The organism is Bacillus sp. N13C7, assembly GCF_026790065.1.
In the GTDB taxonomy this organism is placed as follows: Bacteria; Bacillota; Bacilli; order Bacillales; family Bacillaceae; genus Bacillus.
The window spans coordinates 68380-86421 of the sequence record NZ_JALAMO010000005.1; the positions used below are offsets into that span (position 1 = coordinate 68380).

The window sequence follows — 18042 nt, forward strand, 5'->3', positions numbered from 1 at the left end:
CGCAGGCCTCTTTTGTGTCAATAGCCAAATACCAGTGTTGCACTTTGTGATCCGGCATATTTTGTGACAAATTCTTTTGTATACTGCGGCGTTTGGACACGGTAGCTGTAATTAGATCCGGGATTCCATGAAGTCAGCGGCGAGGTTTGCTTGTTGAGAGACGGGTAGCTGCCTGTATCCTTGAAATAACCAGTCCCTTTGTCATCGAGGATCCCGCCTTTCTCACTGCCTTTCCCAAAGTAATTATATTCGGAATATATTTTTGCTTTTGTGGCAATCGTCATTGCCTGGTTAAAGTTGTTGCTGTAATTGTTTTTCACATGAAAGTATCCGTATCTCATGAGACCCGGGCCTCTTACATACAGGTTCTCAAAATAATTGTTGGCGATTGTCATGTGGGGATAGCCGTCATATTGATGCTGCGCATCATCTGGGTACCCTAAAATCAAACCATATTTATGATTCGCGAATTTTGAATTGCTGATCGTGATATAATCTGCTGATTTTCCGATATACACGAGCTTGTCCAAATCACTGCCGCTTGCACTATAGCTATGGCCTGAGAATGTGACGTGGTCAATCCAATAGTTGATGCCGGAATCTAAATAAAGCTGAATATCATTATTTCCGTTAATCTGCGGACTGTGTTCAAATGTCAGGTTTTGAAAAATGACGTTTCCAGAGGCTGATGAAGTGGTGAAATAAATATTTTTCAGCGTTTTTTTCGCATAAGAGCCTAAGAGTGTTTTATTTGAGCCAATGGTGACTGTTGTTTTCGCAGATGCAGAAAGATCATTTTGAAGCACTAAAATTTTCGGAGTTGATCCTCCTAGATGGGTTTTTAAATCATTTACGCTTTGAATGTAAACAATTTGGCCGTTTTTTCCGCCCGTTGTGCTCGCTTTAGAAATGCCTTTTTCATTTTTTGCATTTCCGGCAAATCCTAAAAGGCCATTCGTTGAGGTATTTGGAAAATCAACGGCGCCAAACGCTTTCCCAGGCAAGAGAACCAATAGCAAACTGAACATGGCCAACCATAAACAAAATCGTTTCATCACATATGCTTCCTTTCAATTTTAATAATTTCCTCGTGAGGATTATTATTACAGCAAATGGAAAGGAATAATAGGTTCTATCTTCCTAATTAATGCCGGGGGATTTAAAAATATAGAGAGCATGCTAAAAGGCACACTGACAATTGAAATAGAAGAAAGGATGGATACACCGTTGACTGCAGCAGCTTATCGAAACACCTTGCTTTCACTTTTATGTTTAACAGCTGGAATCGTGGATGTAATCGGGTATTTAAGCCTAGGGCATGTGTTCACAGCTAATATGACTGGAAATATTGTATTACTGGGGTTAGCTATCGGCAAATCCCTTCAGGTCACTGTTTTTAACTCCCTGACTGCTCTAATCGGATTTATAATTGGGGTGATTATTTCAACAATGATGGTCGGAAAGGCAGAAAATATCCTTTGGCCTTCTGCTGTGACAAAAGCGCTTGCGCTTGAAGCTTCCATTTTATTTATCTTTGCTTGTCTCTCCTATTATTCGGCTTTTGTTCCTTTGTACATCTTTATTATTCTTTTGAGCATTTCCATGGGGATTCAAACCATAGCAGCCAAAAAGCTGGGAGTCGCAGGCATTTCTTCAACTGTGTTGACTGGAACAATGGCTTCTCTTTTAGAGGATTTGTCGGGCCGTGTGTTTTTTAAGAAACAAAAGAAGACATTCTTAAGAGATGCTGTGTTAAGAGCGCTGGCTATTATCTTATATTGTGTGGGCTCTATTATTGTGGCTTTAGCGGAGCCGAATTTTCATAATATGATCATTTGGGTGCCTATTGTGCTGATATTTGGCATCATGATGACAGCTAAGTTGAAACTGAGCGGGGAAAAATAAAGTTTCCTGCTTAGCTGTTACCAGGTTGATTGCTATGTGAAAAATAGTACAGCATATCAAAAAAAGTCATTCGGCTGATGAGATACTCATTCATTCGTATTGATTTTTTGATAAAACACTTCCTTGGATAGATGAATGATAGTGAATCTGTCATGAAATATCTATGAATCTATTTCCTCTTTCAAACCAGACGGATTGAGCTTTACAATGATAATGATTCTCATTTGAAGTCTGAGTTGAGGAGGATACGTATGAAAAAGAAAATCAATGCAATTGCTGGTGTGCTTTTATTGATGATCCTTTGTTTTTCCCGGCAAGCTTATGCAGCATATGATGACCTGCACGAAGGCTATGCAACGTATACAGGGTCAGGTTATTCCGGGGGAGCCTTTCTGCTGGATCCCATTCCTTCCGATATGGAGATTACGGCCATAAACCCGGCAGATCTCAATTATGGAGGAGTGAAAGCGGCACTAGCAGGCTCTTATTTGGAAGTCCAAGGGCCGAAAGGAAAAACGATTGTATACGTTACCGATTTGTATCCTGAAGGCGCTCGCGGGGCTCTCGATTTATCGCCTAATGCCTTCAAAAAAATCGGCAATATGAAAGACGGAAAAATCAATATCAAATGGCGTGTTGTCAAAGCCCCAATCACCGGCAATTTTACGTACCGGATCAAAGAAGGCAGCAGCAGGTGGTGGGCTGCAATCCAAGTCAGAAATCACAAGTATCCTGTTATGAAAATGGAATATAGTAAAGGCGGAAAGTGGATCAACATGGAGAAAATGGACTATAACCATTTTGTCAGCACTAACGTAGGGACGGGCCCTCTCACAGTCAGAATTACTGACATCCGCGGAAAGGTTGTGAAAGACACAATACCGAAGCTGCCTGAAAGCGGATCATCCAATGCATATACAGTGCCGGGGCATGTACAGTTTCCTGAATAAAAAGTATGAAACAGCGGACCTTTTCCCGCTGTTTTGTATATGAGATATCAATCATCAACATCTGCATGTAAAAACGCTTTAATCACATTCACTAGCTCCTGCTTTGGATAACTGGTATACAGCCTGCTTGAAATCCGAATAGGATCTCCGAAAAAGTATCTTTCGTAATGCGTTTGCCTTGTGCCGAATGAGCTCATGGTTAAATCCCATGCCAAACGGAAAATTTTCACACGTTCTTCAGCATTTGTATTGGCTGCTTGAAGATATTGGTCAAGATCCTCCCGTATGTCTGAGTCAAACGCATTTTCTGTCGGCAGTGTCACCATTCCGCTAGCGCCAATTAACTGGATGATTTCAGTAAATCGAGGATATAGAGTAGGAATGATCGTACTGATGGCTTGAAGAGGTATCAGACTAGGACGCATATAGCCAAATTCATCTAAATGAGCATCATTTTCTGATTTGTCAGTGAGTGCTTTAATTGTTTCCAATCCCACAATGATTTCAGAAAGCTTTTCTTGTATGTGCTGATATTCAGACACATTGATGGTGTCGACCAGAAGCTGTGCAACTCCTAATAAAAATTCAATTTTTATCATTTGCCTAATGACGACCTGGTGAAAGGTAAAGGCATGAAAGGAGCTTTTTGTCATAAAGTCTTTGGATGCTTCAACATTGTCATAAAAAAACACACGATCCCATGGCACCAGCACGCGATCAAAAACAACAATTGAATCTATTTCTTCATATCTTGAGCTTAAAGGATGATTAAAGGCAGATTCGCTTAATACAAATGATTCTCTTGTGATGAATTTGACGCCTTTTGTATTAGATGGAATTGAAAAAGCAAAAGCCTCATCCGTTTCAAAGAAAAATTTAGGTGCCGAAAAAACCAAGATTTCATCAGTCAAGCCGCCTTGCGTTGCAAGCAGACGCGCGCCTTGTACAATTAATCCTTTTTCGGTCCTATCAATGACTTTAGCGGATATCGGTTTTTCACTGGAGCCAAAATAGGACTGTGACCGGTTCACTTGCGGGGTAATGAATGTATGGGTAAAGGAAAGGTCATGTTTAGCGGCTTGCCTATACACGTTTAGTATATGTTCAGGAAAGCAATTTTCTTTATCTCTGAAAAGCTCTGCTGACGATGCAAAGCTCATCATGACTGTATTCATATAATCCGGACTTCTCCCCATCATTCCGTGAGTATGTCTCGCCCAATGCTCAATCATGTTCCTTCTTTTTCTCAAATCACTCTTGGTTTTAGGCTGAAGATATGAGAGACCGATTCGCTCATCTTCTCCGGGAAGACAATAAGTCATTTCATTCAATAACTCATTTTTCGTTTGCAGATCATAAAGCGAGCTTTTTGTTTTGAGTATCCCTTTAAAAGCAGGATGATCAGAAATGTTACCTTCTATTTTTTCGCCATCATACCATATTTCGTTTTTTAGTTTATTTAATCGGTCAATGTATGCTTCTCCATTGATGATCCCCATTTGAATTTCGCTCCTTCACATCATGCTGCGTATTGTCATTATATTTGCAAAAGAAATGCCTGTTCAGCCATTTTGGGAAAGGAAAAGCCTTTTTTGGTATGACTTAACAGAAAAAAGGCGACTCAAATACTACGCAGACAGCAACGCAAAAACATCTCTATAAACCTTTCTAACACATGTCGATATTATTAACATGGGCATAAACGAATTGCATTCAAGTGCTCAACCATTACATTGTGCAGAAAGGGAAACGACACATGAAAGTGAAAACCAAATTGCTGAGCATTATATCAATATTAGTTGTTTCGATCATTGGAATTGGAAGCACCTCGGTTTTTATGATTTCTTCTACTGTGAAAAAGAACGAAGAACTTAAAGACAAAATGGAATTCCAAAAAGAAATGAAATACATCCAATATCAATTGACCGGAATCTCAAATGATGAAAGAGGCTTCCTGATTACTGGAGACAAAGAATATGACGAGGGAATGAAGAAAAAAGCAGACAATATTGTAAAGAGCCTTGATCGGGTCAACCACTTGGCTGATAAAGAGAACGATCGGTCAAATATCGAAGACATTAAGACAAGTTTTACTCAGTATAGAGCTTTAAATCAGCAAGTGCTAACAGCCTACTCTTCCGATTCACAAAAAGCAGAAACCATTCATTTTGGAGAAGAAAGAACGTTAAGAAAAGAGGTCGTAGATCCGGCTGTTAATAAACTGTCTGACCACCTGGATCAAGAGGTGGAGGAGCTAAAAGGTGAAATACGGGGCAATGGCCAAAAGAGTCAATGGTTCATCATCATCGTCACAGCAATATCAGTGATGGTAGGCATTGTTTTAAGCTTATTGCTGTTAAAGTCCATTTTGGTGCCGCTAAGAAGCATCAATAAGCAGCTGGAGGAAATTGCTCACGGCGAGGCAGACTTAACCAAAAAAGTCAATGTGAAAAATAAAGACGAATTTGGCCAGCTTGCCCAATCTTTCAATTCTTTTACCCATTCATTAACTCAAATTGTGAAGCAGATCAGCAGTTCATCTGAACAAGTGGCCGCATCTTCCGAAGAATTGTCGGCAAGCGCGGAAGAATCGAAATCATCTTCTGCACATATTTCCCGAGCCATGCAGCAGGCTGCCGACAGCAATGTGAAGCAAAGCTCGATGACAGGTAAGAGTGCGGAATCCATTACTGAATTATTAGACAGTATATCATCTGTTGCTGCAAATACAGGGAGCATAGCGGATCTTTCTTCTTCGATGAGGGACAAAGCTGAAATAGGATCTAAGTCCGTTAACAAAATGTTAGATCAGATGAAATTCATTGATAAATCTGTAGATTCAGCCGGCAATGGCTTGAAGGAATTAGTAGCGAGTACAGCAGAGATCAGCGATATATCTTCGCTAATCACAACTATTTCCGAGCAGACAAATTTATTGGCGCTAAATGCTGCGATCGAGGCGGCCAGAGCAGGAGAGCAAGGAAAAGGGTTTGCTGTAGTGGCAGAAGAAGTCCGGAAATTGGCGGACGAAACAAATAATTCTGCAAACCACATCCAATCGGTGGTAACAACCATCCAAAATGAATCGATAGAAACGGTAAATAATATTAAGGTTGTTCAAGAAAATGTGAGCTCAGGTATTGTTCTATCACAAGAGGCAACCGGAAATTTCAATGAAATCCTGAATCTGGTTGAACAAGTCACTTCTCAAATACAAGAAGTCGCAGCGGCAACTCAACAGCTTACATCAGGCGTTGAAGTCATTCAGCATACGGTTCATACTTTAGCCGCCGGTACAAAAGAAACGTCTGCCAATACAGAAGCGGTTGCAAAATCATCACAGGAACAGCTGAATTCAATGGAGGAAATCTCCTATGCTGCAGAATCTTTATCCCAGTTGGCGGAAGAACTTCAAACTGTCATTAATCGTTTTAAATTTTAATGTGGTTACATGACGTAAAAACCCCATCTTATTCGGTGGGGTTTTTACTGGCTTTCGTGCGGTTGTTTCTTAAAACGGAGCTAACATGCTTCTTTTAAGTCAGCCTCGTTTGATCAAAATTAGTCCAAATTTTGATCGATTGTCCCTTCAAAATAGTCATCGCTGACTTGCTCATGAGTTTCAGCCAATCCTTTTTCCAATTGCGAGCTTCCTTTATAATCTGAGGGATTAAAATATCTTCCAGCCACATCCGTAGTGTCATTGATGTTTTCTTTATTATGAGCTTGGGTTTCAGCTTTTACATTCTCTGAATCATCACTTACATTTAAAGATTGCTGAAAATCATATTCCTTGTCTAATGAAGAAAATCTTTTGTAGTCATCCGGTCTGTCTGCTCCATTTTTTTGAGCCACTTTACTCACTCCAGACTATTGAAATTTTACTGTGTCTATGCCTTAAAGGCCAAAAACTTATTTCGCTCTTTTAGGATCAGAACCATGTTTTTTAGGATCATCTACTTTAAAAGCTGTTTCAGTTTCATGGTCATTTCTTGTTTGTTCAATACTTGAATTTTGAATTCCTTTTTTACTCATTGATGTCACCCCTTTACGAAAAGTGTTGAAATATCAACTCTTCTTATTCTGTCTGTTGGAAAGCTATTCATTCCCTTTTTTTTCGTTGATTCCCCCCATTAGGAAAAGAGCCAGTTTTATGTCAGGCGTATATTTGTCATTTTTGAAACCTTTCATTCGTACATTGCGTATATGAAGAGGCTGTAAAGAACTGGGGACATTTTGTTTTGATGTGACAATCTTACTTATCATAAAGAGGAGAAATCGAAAATGATTATGGTGAAAAATGGAGATTCGATAAAGGTTGTATTTGTGTTTCAAAAAAGCGAACAGATTGAAGAAGTTGAGAGTTGAGCTAAACTCAGCACAGTTGTCTGCTTTATTACACTCAAATCAGGTATGGATCGAAACGTTCAGCCAGAACCTCAAAATTGAAAACACCGTTTGGTCTTACGGCAATCATCATGTATCTTTACAAGTTTATTTAAAATAGAAAATGGTGACTAGATTGAGAGCATCCGCCGCATTACAGTTTCTTTAGTGTGTCCATGTCCATTAATCACAAAATAGTGCTATAAGATTGTTGAAATCTTCACAGTTACCTTTACAATAGCCTATATAGAGCGCTTTCGAAATCATGCATGTTTTTAGCTGGCCACTTGTGCGGAGAAAGAGGTTTTTAGCAAAATGAAAACTACAATCTATGATGTGGCAGAAAAAGCCGGTGTATCCATTTCAACAGTTTCAAAAGTGATCAATCACCAGCCGGTTGGGATGAAATCAAAACAAAAAGTGCTGGATGCCATGCAAGAGCTGAATTATAAGCCAAGTGTGCTTGCATCAGCATTAACTGGGAAACGGACTTCGACAATAGGATTCCTTTTACCGGATATAGCTAATCCGCTGATTGCAGAAATGGCACGCAGAGTAGAGGATCGGGCACACGAATATGGATTTAATCTCGTCATTTGCAGTACAGATTTAAAATCAGAGAAGGAAGAGAGATACGTCTCATTATTAAGGCAGAAGCGTGTGGACGGGTTTATTTTAGCCGGGGGGTTTCGAAATAAAGAGGTTATTCATGAGTTAATCCGCGACAACATACCCGTTATCCTTCTTTCGGAATCACAGCCATACTCATCTGTTACAACAGTTACGGTTGATAATTTCCTGGGAGGGTATGAATTAGCCGCACATTTAATTTCGCTTGGCCACACAAGGATTGCGGTCGTTGCAGAGGACAATGCAAGCAGCCGGGAACGAATTCGCGGATATTCACAGGCATTACAAGAGTCTGATCTTGATGTTCACGAAGGTCTGATTGTTGTAACAGATTCAACGGCCGAATCCGCACAGACTATGGCCTCTTCATTATTACAATCTTCTAATCCGCCTACGGCTATAATTTGTTGTAATGATATATTGGCGATTGGAGCCCTTCTTGCTGCACGAGAAAAGCATGTGCAGGTTCCCGAAGAACTTTCCATTACGGGCTTTGATAATACACTGTTATCAAAAAGCAGTGATCCTCCTTTGACAACAGTTGAAGTCCCTGTCCAAAGTATGTGTTCACAGGCAGTGGATTTACTGATCGGGGAGATAGAAGGTAAAGCTTCAGAAAAACAAAAAATTTTAGTATTGCCGAAATTAATTGTCCGAAAATCCACGAGCTGTCTTCGCTGAAGCTTTGAATTATGTTCTATTTATTTAGCAGCTGGTTTATGAACCGCTGCTTTTTTGCTGTTGGCCAAAAGAAAATCGAAAAAACGAAAAGTCAAAGCTGTTCGGGTTCAGCTTATTTTTTTGCCAAAAATATTTACAAAATATACTGAATATTATACAATTAGCTAGCAATTAAAGAAAGCGCTTTCGATTTGTTATTGCACGGTCTGTTAGTAAAGTCTAACCAAACATTTAAAGATTATAATATAAAGCGCTTTATATTATGGGTGCTGCAATGATGAATAATAACTTATACAAACCGCTGCTGTTAAAACAAAGGAAAATGGATGTTGTTTTAAACCAATATGTGATCCTCCTAAAAGAAAGCGCTTTATTTAAATGGTTTATCAATTAAAAATTTGATTAGAGGTGTTGGGAATGAGTATTCACATTGCTGGTGCGCCTTGCTGCTGGGGTGTAGATGATCCGAAAAATCCATTTCTTCCGCCATGGGAGAGAGTGCTGCAGGAGGCATCACAAGCCGGTTATAAAGGGATCGAGCTGGGTCCGTACGGCTATATTCCGATGGACGTCGAACGAGTACGAGCGGAGCTTTTTAAAAACAATTTGTCCATTATTGCCGGTACCATTTTTGATGATTTAGTAACGTCGTCTAATTTAGAACATTTGCTGCAGCAGGCAGACGATATATGTTCTCTCATGACAACACTCCCTTTCTCTTTGCAGGAAAAAAAGGGGGGCTTTACACCGCCTTATTTGGTCCTGATTGACTGGGGTCATGACGAAAGAGATTATAAGGCGGGGCATCCTGATCAAGCGAAACGGTTATCTAAAAAGGATTGGGACTGCATGATGTCTCATATTCGGACAATCGCGGTTCGGGCGTGGGAGCGGTATGGCGTGCGGGCCGTCATCCATCCTCATGCAGGGGGATATATTGAATTTGAGGATGAGATTCAGCAATTACTAAAGGATATACCATATGATATTGCGGGGCTTTGTCTTGATACAGGTCATTTATATTATTCAAAGATGGATCCGGAACAATGGCTGCGGGACTATGCAGACCGTGTCGACTATATCCATTTTAAAGACATTGATGAACATGTTTATCAACAAGTAATGGGTGAGCATATCCGCTTTTTTGATGCTTGCGCAAAAGGAGTCATGTGTCCGATCGGACAAGGAATTATTGATTATGAAGCGATTTACAAGTTGCTAATAGACATTCACTATCACGGCTACATTACGATCGAACAGGAACGTGATCCGAGAAACTCTGATACTAGTTTAAGAGATGTCAGCCAGAGCATTGCTTATTTAAAAAAACTTGGTTATTAGCAGGGGGGAACCAGGGTGATTAATGGTGAAAAAATGGTAGAAAGACCGATACGCTGGGCAATGGTAGGAGGCGGCCGGGGAAGTCAGATTGGATACATTCATCGTTCGGCGGCATTGCGTGATCATCACTTCCAATTGGTTGCAGGCGCATTTGATATCATACCGGAACGGGGAAAGGAGTTCGGTATGAACTTGCATGTTTCTCCGGAACGCTGTTATACAGATTACCGGAAAATGTTTGAAGGAGAAGCAAAACGTGAAGACGGCATTGAGGCTGTGTCTATTGCAACTCCCAATGGCACACATTATGAAATCTGCAAAGCAGCTCTGATGGCGGGGTTACATGTCGTATGCGAAAAACCTCTTTGTTTTACGGTCGAAGAAGCAAAAGAACTAGAATGTCTTGCAAAGAAAAACAACCGAGTCGTCGGTATTACATATGGCTACTCGGGGCATCAAATGATAGAACAGGCACGCCAGATGATCGCTAACGGTGAATTAGGGGACATTCGCATGATTCACATGCAATTTGCACACGGATTCCACTCTGATCAGGTGGAATTGCAAAACGTTAGCACGAAATGGCGTGTAGACCCGAAGTTCGCAGGTCCTAGCTATGTACTAGGTGACTTAGGCACTCATCCACTATTTTTATCTGAAGTGATGCTGCCGAAACTGAAAATAAAAAAATTATTGTGTACAAAGCAAAGCTTTGTAAAAAGCAGAGCACCACTTGAGGACAATGCTTATACGATTATGGAGTATGATAATGGCGCGGTCGGCATGGTGTGGTCTTCTTGTGTAAATGCCGGATCAATGCATGGCCAGAAAATTCGTGTGATCGGTTCCAAAGCAAGTATTGAATGGTGGGATGAACAGCCCAACCAGCTGCGTTTTGAAATACAGGGAAAACCTGTACAGATTTTAGAGCGCGGAATGGGGTATTTATATCCGGAAGCATTACAAGATGACCGGATTGGAGGCGGGCATCCAGAAGGTTTGTTTGAAGCGTGGTCAAATCTTTATTCACGGTTTGCCGTAGCAATGGAGGCTGCAGATCAAGGGAAAGAATTGAATGACATGTGGTATCCAGGAATTGAAGCAGGTGTGGAAGGAGTACGCTGGGTGGAAAACTGCGTTCGATCCGCGGATAAAGGCGCAGTATGGGTGGACTATCAATAACATCAAGATCATAATGTTTGTCAATCAGCAGGTATTAGTGTGGAAAGAGATGTGGTTTTGATCAGTATTACCGCTTATGGGTAATGTTTTAGTGATGGTGACTCTATACAACTGAAACTGTGGGAGCGAGTGATGATCTCGCTCTCCCAGATTTTATTCACCCTGGTGTTTCTCAACTAAAGTGAATGTCCATTCTTTTAAGAGATGTTTCTGCACATACTTTTTCCCGTTTATCTCAATGTAAGGCAGGTCTGTCATGTCTCCGGCTAACTGTTTTGCCTCAGTTGCAGTTATTCCTAAAAAATGTCCGATGTAAAAGTAAATATCTCGTTCTTTTATAAGCAAGGTATCACTTTTTTCAACTGCTTTTGGATGGTTCATTTGCTTTAAGCCTTCACCGATAAAATAGCCAGCCAAAGCAATACCGATTCCTAAAAAAACGTCCACATGCATGCCTCCATTATGTCGATGTTATGTTATACGGGCTTGGCATACCCCGGGTTTCAATATCACCAAAAAAACCGCCAGAATGTGCTCTGGCGGTTTTTCGCTCATGCTTTTTCAATCTGCACGCGGCCTGAAAAAAAGGTAGCGCCGCCGCCCATATCGGATAAGCGATCCGGGGTAAGTGCGTTTACAAGCTGTTTTTTTCCTGGTTCATCCGCCCATAATCCTTGACTGACGACAACACCGGGCAGCACTTGTTCCCCGACTGCAGCGGTCAGCTCGCATTCTCCGCGGCTGTTCCAAATTCGTACAGGATCCCCATCAGCGATTCCATGTTCATCAGCATCTTTTGTATTGATAAAGAGTTTTGGCGTCTTTTCAAGCTTGATGTGTTTTTCATTGTTCGAAAACGTTGAGTTTAAGAAATTATGGTTTGGCGCCGGAACATACATAAACGGATGTTCATTATCGGATACAAGAGGCGTATATGTCGGTAAAGCCGGGAAGCCGTCTTGTTTCATTTTTTCTGAATATAATTCTATTTTTCCGCTTGGTGTCGGGAGTTTGCCTGGAAACAGCGGCTTTTCGCGTTTCGCTTTCATAAATGAGTGTTTAGAAAGTGAATCGTAATCAATCTCCGCTAAATACGGATTATCAGGATGGTCAAGTGCCTGGCGGATTAATTCTTCATCTGAATCTTTGAGCTCCTGGTCTGTGAATCCCATTGCTTCAGCCAGCAGACGGAATACCTCAGTGTTAGACTTGCTTTCTCCGTATCTCTCAATCACCGGCTGCTGAAGCTGAATGTAATGGTGCCAGTAGGAGGTATAAAAATCAGTATTTTCAAAAGCGGATGTTGCAGGCAGTACAATGTCCGCATATGCAGCCGTTTCCGTTAAAAACAAATCATGAACCACAGTAAACAGGTCTTTCCGCAGCAAGCCCTGTCTGACCTTGTTCGCTTCTGGCGCGACGACGGCCGGGTTCGTTCCGTAAATAAATAGAGAGCGAATAGGCGGATCTGTTTCCAAAAGCACCTTGCCAAGCTGATTCATATTAAACGATCTCGGTGTGCGCCCTTTCAGTAAGTCAGGGCGCTGCAACGCATTTGTGTTATATTCTAAAATTCCGCTGTTATGCTTGATTGCGCCGCCTCCTGTGTGCAGCCATTGGCCAGTGATCGCCGGAAGACAGGCAATCGTCCTTACAATCATCCCGCCGTTATCGTGATGCTGGGGTCCGTTTCCGATTCTGATAAAAGAAGGGGAGGTTTCCCCGTACATTCTTGCCAGCTGGTAAATATCTTCGGTGCTGACACCGGTGATCAGTGATACCTTTTCCGGATCATACTGTTTCACGTGTTCACGGAGCTCTTCATAGCCAACCGTGTATTCAGAAAGAAATGCTTCATTATGAAGGTTTTCTTTAAATAAAATGTGCATGATGCCAAGAGCAAGTGCGCTGTCAGTTCCCGGCTTTATTGGAATAAACCAATCTGCGAGACGCCCTGTCTGATTTTTATGCACATCAATCACAACAATTTTGGCACCTTGTTTTCGTGCTTTTTGAGCGATTGTAATCTGATGCATGTTTGTGCTGACCGCGTTGATACCCCAAAAAATAAATAGTTTCGTATGAATGGTTTCCTCAGGATCAATCCCCGCACTTATACCCATTGTATATTTATAGCCCTCAGATCCCGCTTTGCTGCAAATCGTCCGTTCAAGCTGGCTTGAACCCATTCGGTAAAAGAAACGGCGGTCCATACCTTCCGCTGTTAATTTCCCCATATTTCCGTAAAAGCTGTACGGAAGTATGCTTTCAGCTCCCTCTTCATCAATCAGCTGCTTCCAGCGGGAGGTAATGGTATCAATTGCCTCTTCCCAAGAAATTGGTTCAAATATCGCCTGGCCTTTCGCACCTGTCCGTTTAAGCGGTGTAGTCAGCCGCTTTTCATCATAGATGCGCTCCGTCATGTTCCTGACTTTGTTGCAGATGTTTCCGGCCGTGACAGGATGATCGGGATCGCCTTGCACTTTTACAATTTTTCCGTCTTTTTTATGTATTAACAATCCGCACTGATCCGGGCAGTCCAGCGAGCAAACGGATTTGAGAATGCCGTTCTGTTGTGTGGCAAAAGATTTCATGTGGCCCTGTTCCTCTCTCTAGTTAGATATTTTGTAAGAATTATAACACTTCCGATGATAACGTCAATTCTGAAAAAAAGAGATTGACATCAATCTGAGACTTCTTTATGATAAACGTATTCTTTATTCCGAAAATTACATACTCAACATTTTCTATCCAGAGAGGTGGAGGGACTGGCCCTATGAAACCTCGGCAACATTATTGTGCCAATTCCAGCAAGCGACAGCTTGAAAGATAGGAAAGCAAGGTTTATACCGGCGTCTGCCTGTAACAGAGCGCGCCTATATATGAATCTCTTTCCATCTTCGGAAAGAGATTTTTTTATGAAAAAATACGATGAAAAGGATGTTTTGCACCATGACGGTTTTGGTTACAGCACCGTACAACGAAGAAGGACGCAAAGAGCTTAAAAACTTGTTTGGCTCGGTTGCTTACCACTCCTGGAAGGAACAAGGCCGGGCATACCGGGAAAAAGAAATGATTCAGCTATTAAAAGAAACAAATGCGATAGGTTTGATTACAGAGCTTGATCAAGTTACAGACAGCGTATTTACATCTGTTCCAGATCTTTCATTTGTGGGCGTCTGCAGGGGAATGCCCTCCAATGTGGATGTGGCAGCAGCGTCAAAAAGGGGCATACCCGTTTTCTATACACCCGGGCGAAATGCACAAGCCGTGGCTGAAATGTTTATCGGGAATATGATTTCCTTTCTCCGCCATACCAGCACTTCAAATCAATGGCTGAAGGATGGGAAGTGGGACAGCGATTACTTGCAGGCTTATGTCAAATTTAAAGGAAACGAATTATCGGGAAAAACAGTCGGCATGGTTGGGTTTGGAGCAGTTGGGCAAAGGATTGCAAAACTCCTGACTGCGTTTGACTGTCAAATAAAGTATTACGATCCATACGTACAAGACGATCATCCGCTGTATCAAAAAGTATCTCTTAAAACGGTTTTTTCGGACAGTGATATCGTTTCTATCCATCTGCCTCGTACCGAGGAAACGCTTGGACTTATAGATCAGGCGTATTTTGATCTAATGAAAGAGAGTGCGATTTTCGTCAATACTTCAAGAGCGGTGGTAGTAAACCGTGAAGACCTTTTATCTGTATTAAAAAAACATAAAATCAGAGGGGCGATTTTAGACGTTTTTTATCACGAACCTCCAGAGGAATCGGATTACGAATTGATCTCATTGCCTAATGTTCTGGCAACACCGCATCTCGCTGGCGCAACCTTTGAAGTGGAGGATCATCATGTGGCGATCCTGAATGAAGCCCTCAAAAAGTGGAAGGATGAAAAAACTCTTAATATTCCGACATTGTATAACAAGGTCGAACTGAAAACAGGGGTATAAGAAAGGAGGCCGACAGAATGAAGAAACAAAAAGGCTATCTCGTATTTGATATCGGCACAGGGAATGCGAGAGTAGCAGTCGTGAGTGTGTCTGGCCGTGTTCAAACGGTTGAACGGGAGGACATTGTATATTCCACCGAGACACTTTACCCGGACAGCCGTTATTTTTCTCCTCAGGTGCTGTGGAAGCAAGTCATGAGATTGGCAAAACGTGCGCTTTCCCGTTCGAGTGATATTGACATCATTGGTTTGACATCGACGAGTCAAAGACAGGGAATTGTTCTGATCGATCAAAACGGCGAACCTTTTCTCGGATTGCCGAACATTGATAACCGCGGGCGTGAGTGGGAGGGGAGCATACCCAATCAGCAGGAGATATACAGCCGCACAGGTCGCCTGCCAACCGCACTTTTTTCTGCGCTTAAGCTTTATGGTTTAAAACAGCGCCAGCCGTCTTTGTGGGAAAAAACGGCAAGTTTTACAAGCATCAGTGATTGGGTGACGTACCAGCTGAGCGGGAAATTGACATATGAACCATCACAGGCAACCGAAACCCTGCTGTTTGACGTAAAGCAAAACACTTGGTCAGAAGAGATGTGCGGCATTTTCGGCTTCTCCTCATCTATTCTTCCGCCTCTTGTAAGAGCGGGAACAGCGACTGGAACGATCACAAATGAGAATGCGTCCAAATTAGGGCTATCTATACATGCAAAGGTGGTAGCAGGGGGCGGGGATACACAGCTGGCTGTGAAAAGTACCGGCGCTGTGCTTGAGGACATTGTCATCGTATCAGGGACAACAACGCCAATCACCAAAGTTACTGCTGAGCATGACGATCTAAAATATAAAGCTTGGCTGAACTGCCATACAGATCAAGGACAGTGGCTTGTAGAAACGAATCCTGGCATTACCGGCCTGAATTATCAAAAATTAAAACAGATTTTTTACCCGAATGAAACGTACGATGTGATGGAGGAAGAGATGTCTGCACTTGCTAAAGAAGACAATGCATGTGTGGCGGCTCTCGGATCTTATTTGTCGGAAGAAAAGAATGCGTTAACCAGAGGCGGTTTTCTTTTTGATGCCCCGCTATCAGCGCATTTAAAGAGAGCACATTTTGTACGTGCGGCGCTGCAAGAGATCGCATTTTCAATCAAATGGAACTTTGACATATTAACAGAGGTTACTCCGTATGAACGTGACTATGTTTGGGTGTGCGGAGGAGGCTTTCAAAGCAAAACTCTCACTCAATATATTGCTGACCTTCTTCAGAAAAAAATCTATGTTCATGAGGGATTTCATCAGGCATCTGTCGTTGGTGCTGCTGTCATTTGCAATGAGACCTTTCAATTGACGGAAGAGATGTCAGCAAATGTCCGGGTGATAGAACCCCAAGACTGCCAGATTAAACCGGGCTTATATGAGAAATGGAAGCAAACCCAGCGCTTTTTCACAAGTTCAGAAAGCAAAGTGCTAATATAAGGCGGCATATACTGCTGTTTTGAGGAATTATCTAATTTTCAACTTTAACAAGGTAATACGGTAATGAATATAAGCATCTAAGGAGGAGACAGAAATGTTAGATAAAATCGGTATACCGAAGCGGCTTGCCTGGGGGTTTATAGGGGTTGTTTTGTTTATGATGGGAGACGGGCTTGAACAAGGCTGGCTCAGTCCTTTCTTGATCGAAAACGGGCTTACCGTACAGCAATCCGCTTCCATTTTTAGTATATACGGGATTTCCTTGGCTATAGCTTCCTGGTTTTCGGGTGTATGTCTGGAAGCATTTGGCGCAAAACGGACGATGTTTATGGGGCTGTTGTTTTATGTGATCGGTACAGCTGCCTTTATCGTATTTGGATTTGAACAGCTAAACCTTCCTGTAATGTATGTGACTTACTTCGTAAAAGGTTTAGGCTACCCGCTTTTTGCATACTCTTTCTTGACATGGGTCATTTACAGAACACCGCAAAACAAGCTAAGCACGGCTGTCGGCTGGTTTTGGATTGCATATTGCCTGGGCATGTTTGTGTTCGGTGCTTGGTACTCAAGCTACGCGATCAAAGCGTTCGGTTATTTGAACACGCTTTGGAGCTCTATTTTCTGGGTATGTCTCGGTGCATTCTTCGCATTGTTTATCAATAAAGACCGTTTTGAAAAGAAGAAAAGAAAAAGATTAGAAACAGCCGAGGAGCTTTTAAAAGGAGTTACCATTCTTTTTACGAATCCGCGAGTTCTTACAGGCGGAATCATCAGAATTATCAACAGCATTGGTACATATGGTTTCCCAGTCTTTTTGCCGATGCACATGGCTCAGCATGGAATTTCAACCAATGTGTGGCTGCAGATTTGGGGAACGATTTTTCTGGGGAACATTGTGTTCAACCTCATCTTTGGCATTGTCGGCGATAAGTTCGGCTGGAAAAATACCGTTATTTGGTTCGGCGGAGTCGGCTGCGGCATTTTCACCGTCCTATTATATTATGCACCTGTTTTCTCCGGCGGAAGTTTAGCGGTTGTCAGCGTGATCGGCTTTATTTGGGGAGGTTTGCTGGCAGGCTATGTGCCGATTGGTGCAATTGTGCCGACGGTGGCCGGAAAAGACAAAGGAGCGGCCATGTCTGTATTGAATTTGGCTGCAGGTTTATCAGCGTTTGTCGGTCCTGCGCTCGCTTGGCTGTTCATCGGTCTCATCGGGGCGCAAGGTGTTGTCTGGATCTTTGCGATCCTTTATCTTGCGAGTGCGGTCATGACAAAATGCATTCATATACCTGAGGAAAAAGCAGTACAGGAGGAAACGACTCCTCAATATGCATCTTAATCAGGAAGCGTCCTGTTTCAGGGCGCTTTTTATGATTTATTTAGTAATGTAAGGATTCCCATGATTGTAACAGCATTTACCAATATGCATCTTTGTAAGTTATATAAGTATAAGAGGTGAAAATCTTGCAGGAAGTGGTCAAGAATCAAGACGCCATGTCTGGTGCAGATCATGAATAGGACATTTTAAAGGG

Annotated in this window: 15 protein-coding genes and 1 riboswitch; of the genes, 9 read left to right on the top strand and 6 right to left on the bottom strand. The window is 42.0% G+C overall.

Annotated features, from left to right (window positions below; all coding sequences use genetic code 11):
* Nucleotides 1-17 precede the first annotated feature (17 nt).
* Nucleotides 18-1055: a polysaccharide lyase family 1 protein gene (locus tag MOB98_RS05140; protein ID WP_268358806.1), complete on the bottom strand. Its 1038-nt coding sequence runs from the start codon at nt 1053-1055 to the stop codon at nt 18-20.
* Between the two features lie 172 nt (nt 1056-1227).
* Between MOB98_RS05140 and MOB98_RS05145 the strand changes: the two genes are divergently transcribed.
* Both MOB98_RS05145 and MOB98_RS05150 read left to right on the top strand, forming a co-directional pair.
* Entirely contained in the window at nt 1228-1905 is a 678-nt protein-coding gene (locus MOB98_RS05145) for a YoaK family protein (protein WP_268358805.1), read from the top strand.
* Nucleotides 1906-2156: 251 nt separating this feature from the next.
* Nucleotides 2157-2855 carry an expansin EXLX1 family cellulose-binding protein gene (locus tag MOB98_RS05150; RefSeq protein WP_268358803.1) on the top strand — a complete coding sequence of 233 codons (699 nt, stop codon included), beginning with the start codon at nt 2157-2159 and terminating at the stop codon, nt 2853-2855.
* Nucleotides 2856-2902: 47 nt separating this feature from the next.
* On the opposite strand, the gene hpaB is transcribed toward MOB98_RS05150, so the two are convergent.
* Nucleotides 2903-4354, bottom strand: coding sequence for a 4-hydroxyphenylacetate 3-monooxygenase, oxygenase component (hpaB, locus tag MOB98_RS05155; RefSeq protein ID WP_268358802.1), 1452 nt, complete (start codon nt 4352-4354; stop codon nt 2903-2905).
* A 257-nt stretch (nt 4355-4611) separates the two neighbouring features.
* On the opposite strand from hpaB, the gene MOB98_RS05160 reads away from it, so the two are divergent.
* On the top strand, nt 4612-6297 hold the full coding sequence (locus MOB98_RS05160; protein WP_268358801.1) for a HAMP domain-containing methyl-accepting chemotaxis protein: 1686 nt from the start codon (nt 4612-4614) through the stop codon (nt 6295-6297).
* A gap of 119 nt (nt 6298-6416) precedes the next feature.
* Here MOB98_RS05160 and MOB98_RS05165 read toward each other — a convergent pair whose 3' ends face one another.
* Both MOB98_RS05165 and MOB98_RS05170 read right to left on the bottom strand, forming a co-directional pair.
* Nucleotides 6417-6710, bottom strand: a complete 294-nt coding sequence (locus tag MOB98_RS05165) for a YozQ family protein (RefSeq protein WP_268358799.1) — start codon at nt 6708-6710, stop codon at nt 6417-6419.
* 57 nt (nt 6711-6767) lie between these two features.
* Complete coding sequence (locus MOB98_RS05170) at nt 6768-6890, bottom strand: biofilm-forming protein (protein WP_268358797.1); 123 nt, start codon at nt 6888-6890, stop codon at nt 6768-6770.
* 666 nt (nt 6891-7556) lie between these two features.
* Between MOB98_RS05170 and MOB98_RS05175 the strand changes: the two genes are divergently transcribed.
* From MOB98_RS05175 to MOB98_RS05185, 3 genes are all read left to right on the top strand, one after another.
* Nucleotides 7557-8552 carry a LacI family DNA-binding transcriptional regulator gene (locus MOB98_RS05175; protein ID WP_268358796.1) on the top strand — a complete coding sequence of 332 codons (996 nt, stop codon included), beginning with the start codon at nt 7557-7559 and terminating at the stop codon, nt 8550-8552.
* A 417-nt stretch (nt 8553-8969) separates the two neighbouring features.
* Nucleotides 8970-9893 (top strand): TIM barrel protein, encoded by a 924-nt coding sequence (locus MOB98_RS05180; RefSeq protein ID WP_268358795.1) that lies wholly within the window; start codon nt 8970-8972, stop codon nt 9891-9893.
* Nucleotides 9894-9908: 15 nt separating this feature from the next.
* Complete coding sequence (locus MOB98_RS05185; protein WP_268358793.1) at nt 9909-11075, top strand: Gfo/Idh/MocA family protein; 1167 nt, start codon at nt 9909-9911, stop codon at nt 11073-11075.
* A gap of 153 nt (nt 11076-11228) precedes the next feature.
* On the opposite strand, the gene MOB98_RS05190 is transcribed toward MOB98_RS05185, so the two are convergent.
* Both MOB98_RS05190 and MOB98_RS05195 read right to left on the bottom strand, forming a co-directional pair.
* Nucleotides 11229-11522 carry a hypothetical protein gene (locus tag MOB98_RS05190; RefSeq protein ID WP_268358792.1) on the bottom strand — a complete coding sequence of 98 codons (294 nt, stop codon included), beginning with the start codon at nt 11520-11522 and terminating at the stop codon, nt 11229-11231.
* A 104-nt stretch (nt 11523-11626) separates the two neighbouring features.
* Nucleotides 11627-13669 (bottom strand): molybdopterin oxidoreductase family protein, encoded by a 2043-nt coding sequence (locus tag MOB98_RS05195; RefSeq protein WP_268358790.1) that lies wholly within the window; start codon nt 13667-13669, stop codon nt 11627-11629.
* Nucleotides 13670-13819: 150 nt separating this feature from the next.
* A riboswitch (SAM riboswitch) is annotated at nt 13820-13911 on the top strand.
* Between the two features lie 95 nt (nt 13912-14006).
* On the opposite strand from MOB98_RS05195, the gene MOB98_RS05200 reads away from it, so the two are divergent.
* The 3 genes from MOB98_RS05200 to MOB98_RS05210 all read left to right on the top strand — a co-directional run bounded on the left by MOB98_RS05200 (nt 14007) and on the right by MOB98_RS05210 (nt 17849).
* On the top strand, nt 14007-15029 hold the full coding sequence (locus MOB98_RS05200; RefSeq protein WP_268358789.1) for a 2-hydroxyacid dehydrogenase: 1023 nt from the start codon (nt 14007-14009) through the stop codon (nt 15027-15029).
* A gap of 17 nt (nt 15030-15046) precedes the next feature.
* Nucleotides 15047-16510 carry an FGGY family carbohydrate kinase gene (locus tag MOB98_RS05205; RefSeq protein ID WP_268358787.1) on the top strand — a complete coding sequence of 488 codons (1464 nt, stop codon included), beginning with the start codon at nt 15047-15049 and terminating at the stop codon, nt 16508-16510.
* Between the two features lie 94 nt (nt 16511-16604).
* Nucleotides 16605-17849 carry an MFS transporter gene (locus tag MOB98_RS05210; RefSeq protein ID WP_268358784.1) on the top strand — a complete coding sequence of 415 codons (1245 nt, stop codon included), beginning with the start codon at nt 16605-16607 and terminating at the stop codon, nt 17847-17849.
* Nucleotides 17850-18042 lie beyond the last annotated feature (193 nt).

Excerpts from the sequence above, each read along its gene's own strand:
- MOB98_RS05140 (WP_268358806.1), bottom strand. The coding sequence starts at position 1,055 with ATGAAACGATTTTGTTTATGGTTGGCCATGTTCAGTTTGCTATTGGTT.
- MOB98_RS05150 (WP_268358803.1), top strand. The coding sequence starts at position 2,157 with ATGAAAAAGAAAATCAATGCAATTGCTGGTGTGCTTTTATTGATGATC.
- hpaB (WP_268358802.1), bottom strand. The coding sequence starts at position 4,354 with ATGGGGATCATCAATGGAGAAGCATACATTGACCGATTAAATAAACTA.
- MOB98_RS05160 (WP_268358801.1), top strand. The coding sequence starts at position 4,612 with ATGAAAGTGAAAACCAAATTGCTGAGCATTATATCAATATTAGTTGTT.
- MOB98_RS05170 (WP_268358797.1), bottom strand. The coding sequence starts at position 6,890 with ATGAGTAAAAAAGGAATTCAAAATTCAAGTATTGAACAAACAAGAAAT.
- MOB98_RS05175 (WP_268358796.1), top strand. The coding sequence starts at position 7,557 with ATGAAAACTACAATCTATGATGTGGCAGAAAAAGCCGGTGTATCCATT.
- MOB98_RS05180 (WP_268358795.1), top strand. The coding sequence starts at position 8,970 with ATGAGTATTCACATTGCTGGTGCGCCTTGCTGCTGGGGTGTAGATGAT.
- MOB98_RS05195 (WP_268358790.1), bottom strand. The coding sequence starts at position 13,669 with ATGAAATCTTTTGCCACACAACAGAACGGCATTCTCAAATCCGTTTGC.
- MOB98_RS05200 (WP_268358789.1), top strand. The coding sequence starts at position 14,007 with ATGAAAAGGATGTTTTGCACCATGACGGTTTTGGTTACAGCACCGTAC.
- MOB98_RS05205 (WP_268358787.1), top strand. The coding sequence starts at position 15,047 with ATGAAGAAACAAAAAGGCTATCTCGTATTTGATATCGGCACAGGGAAT.
- MOB98_RS05210 (WP_268358784.1), top strand. The coding sequence starts at position 16,605 with ATGTTAGATAAAATCGGTATACCGAAGCGGCTTGCCTGGGGGTTTATA.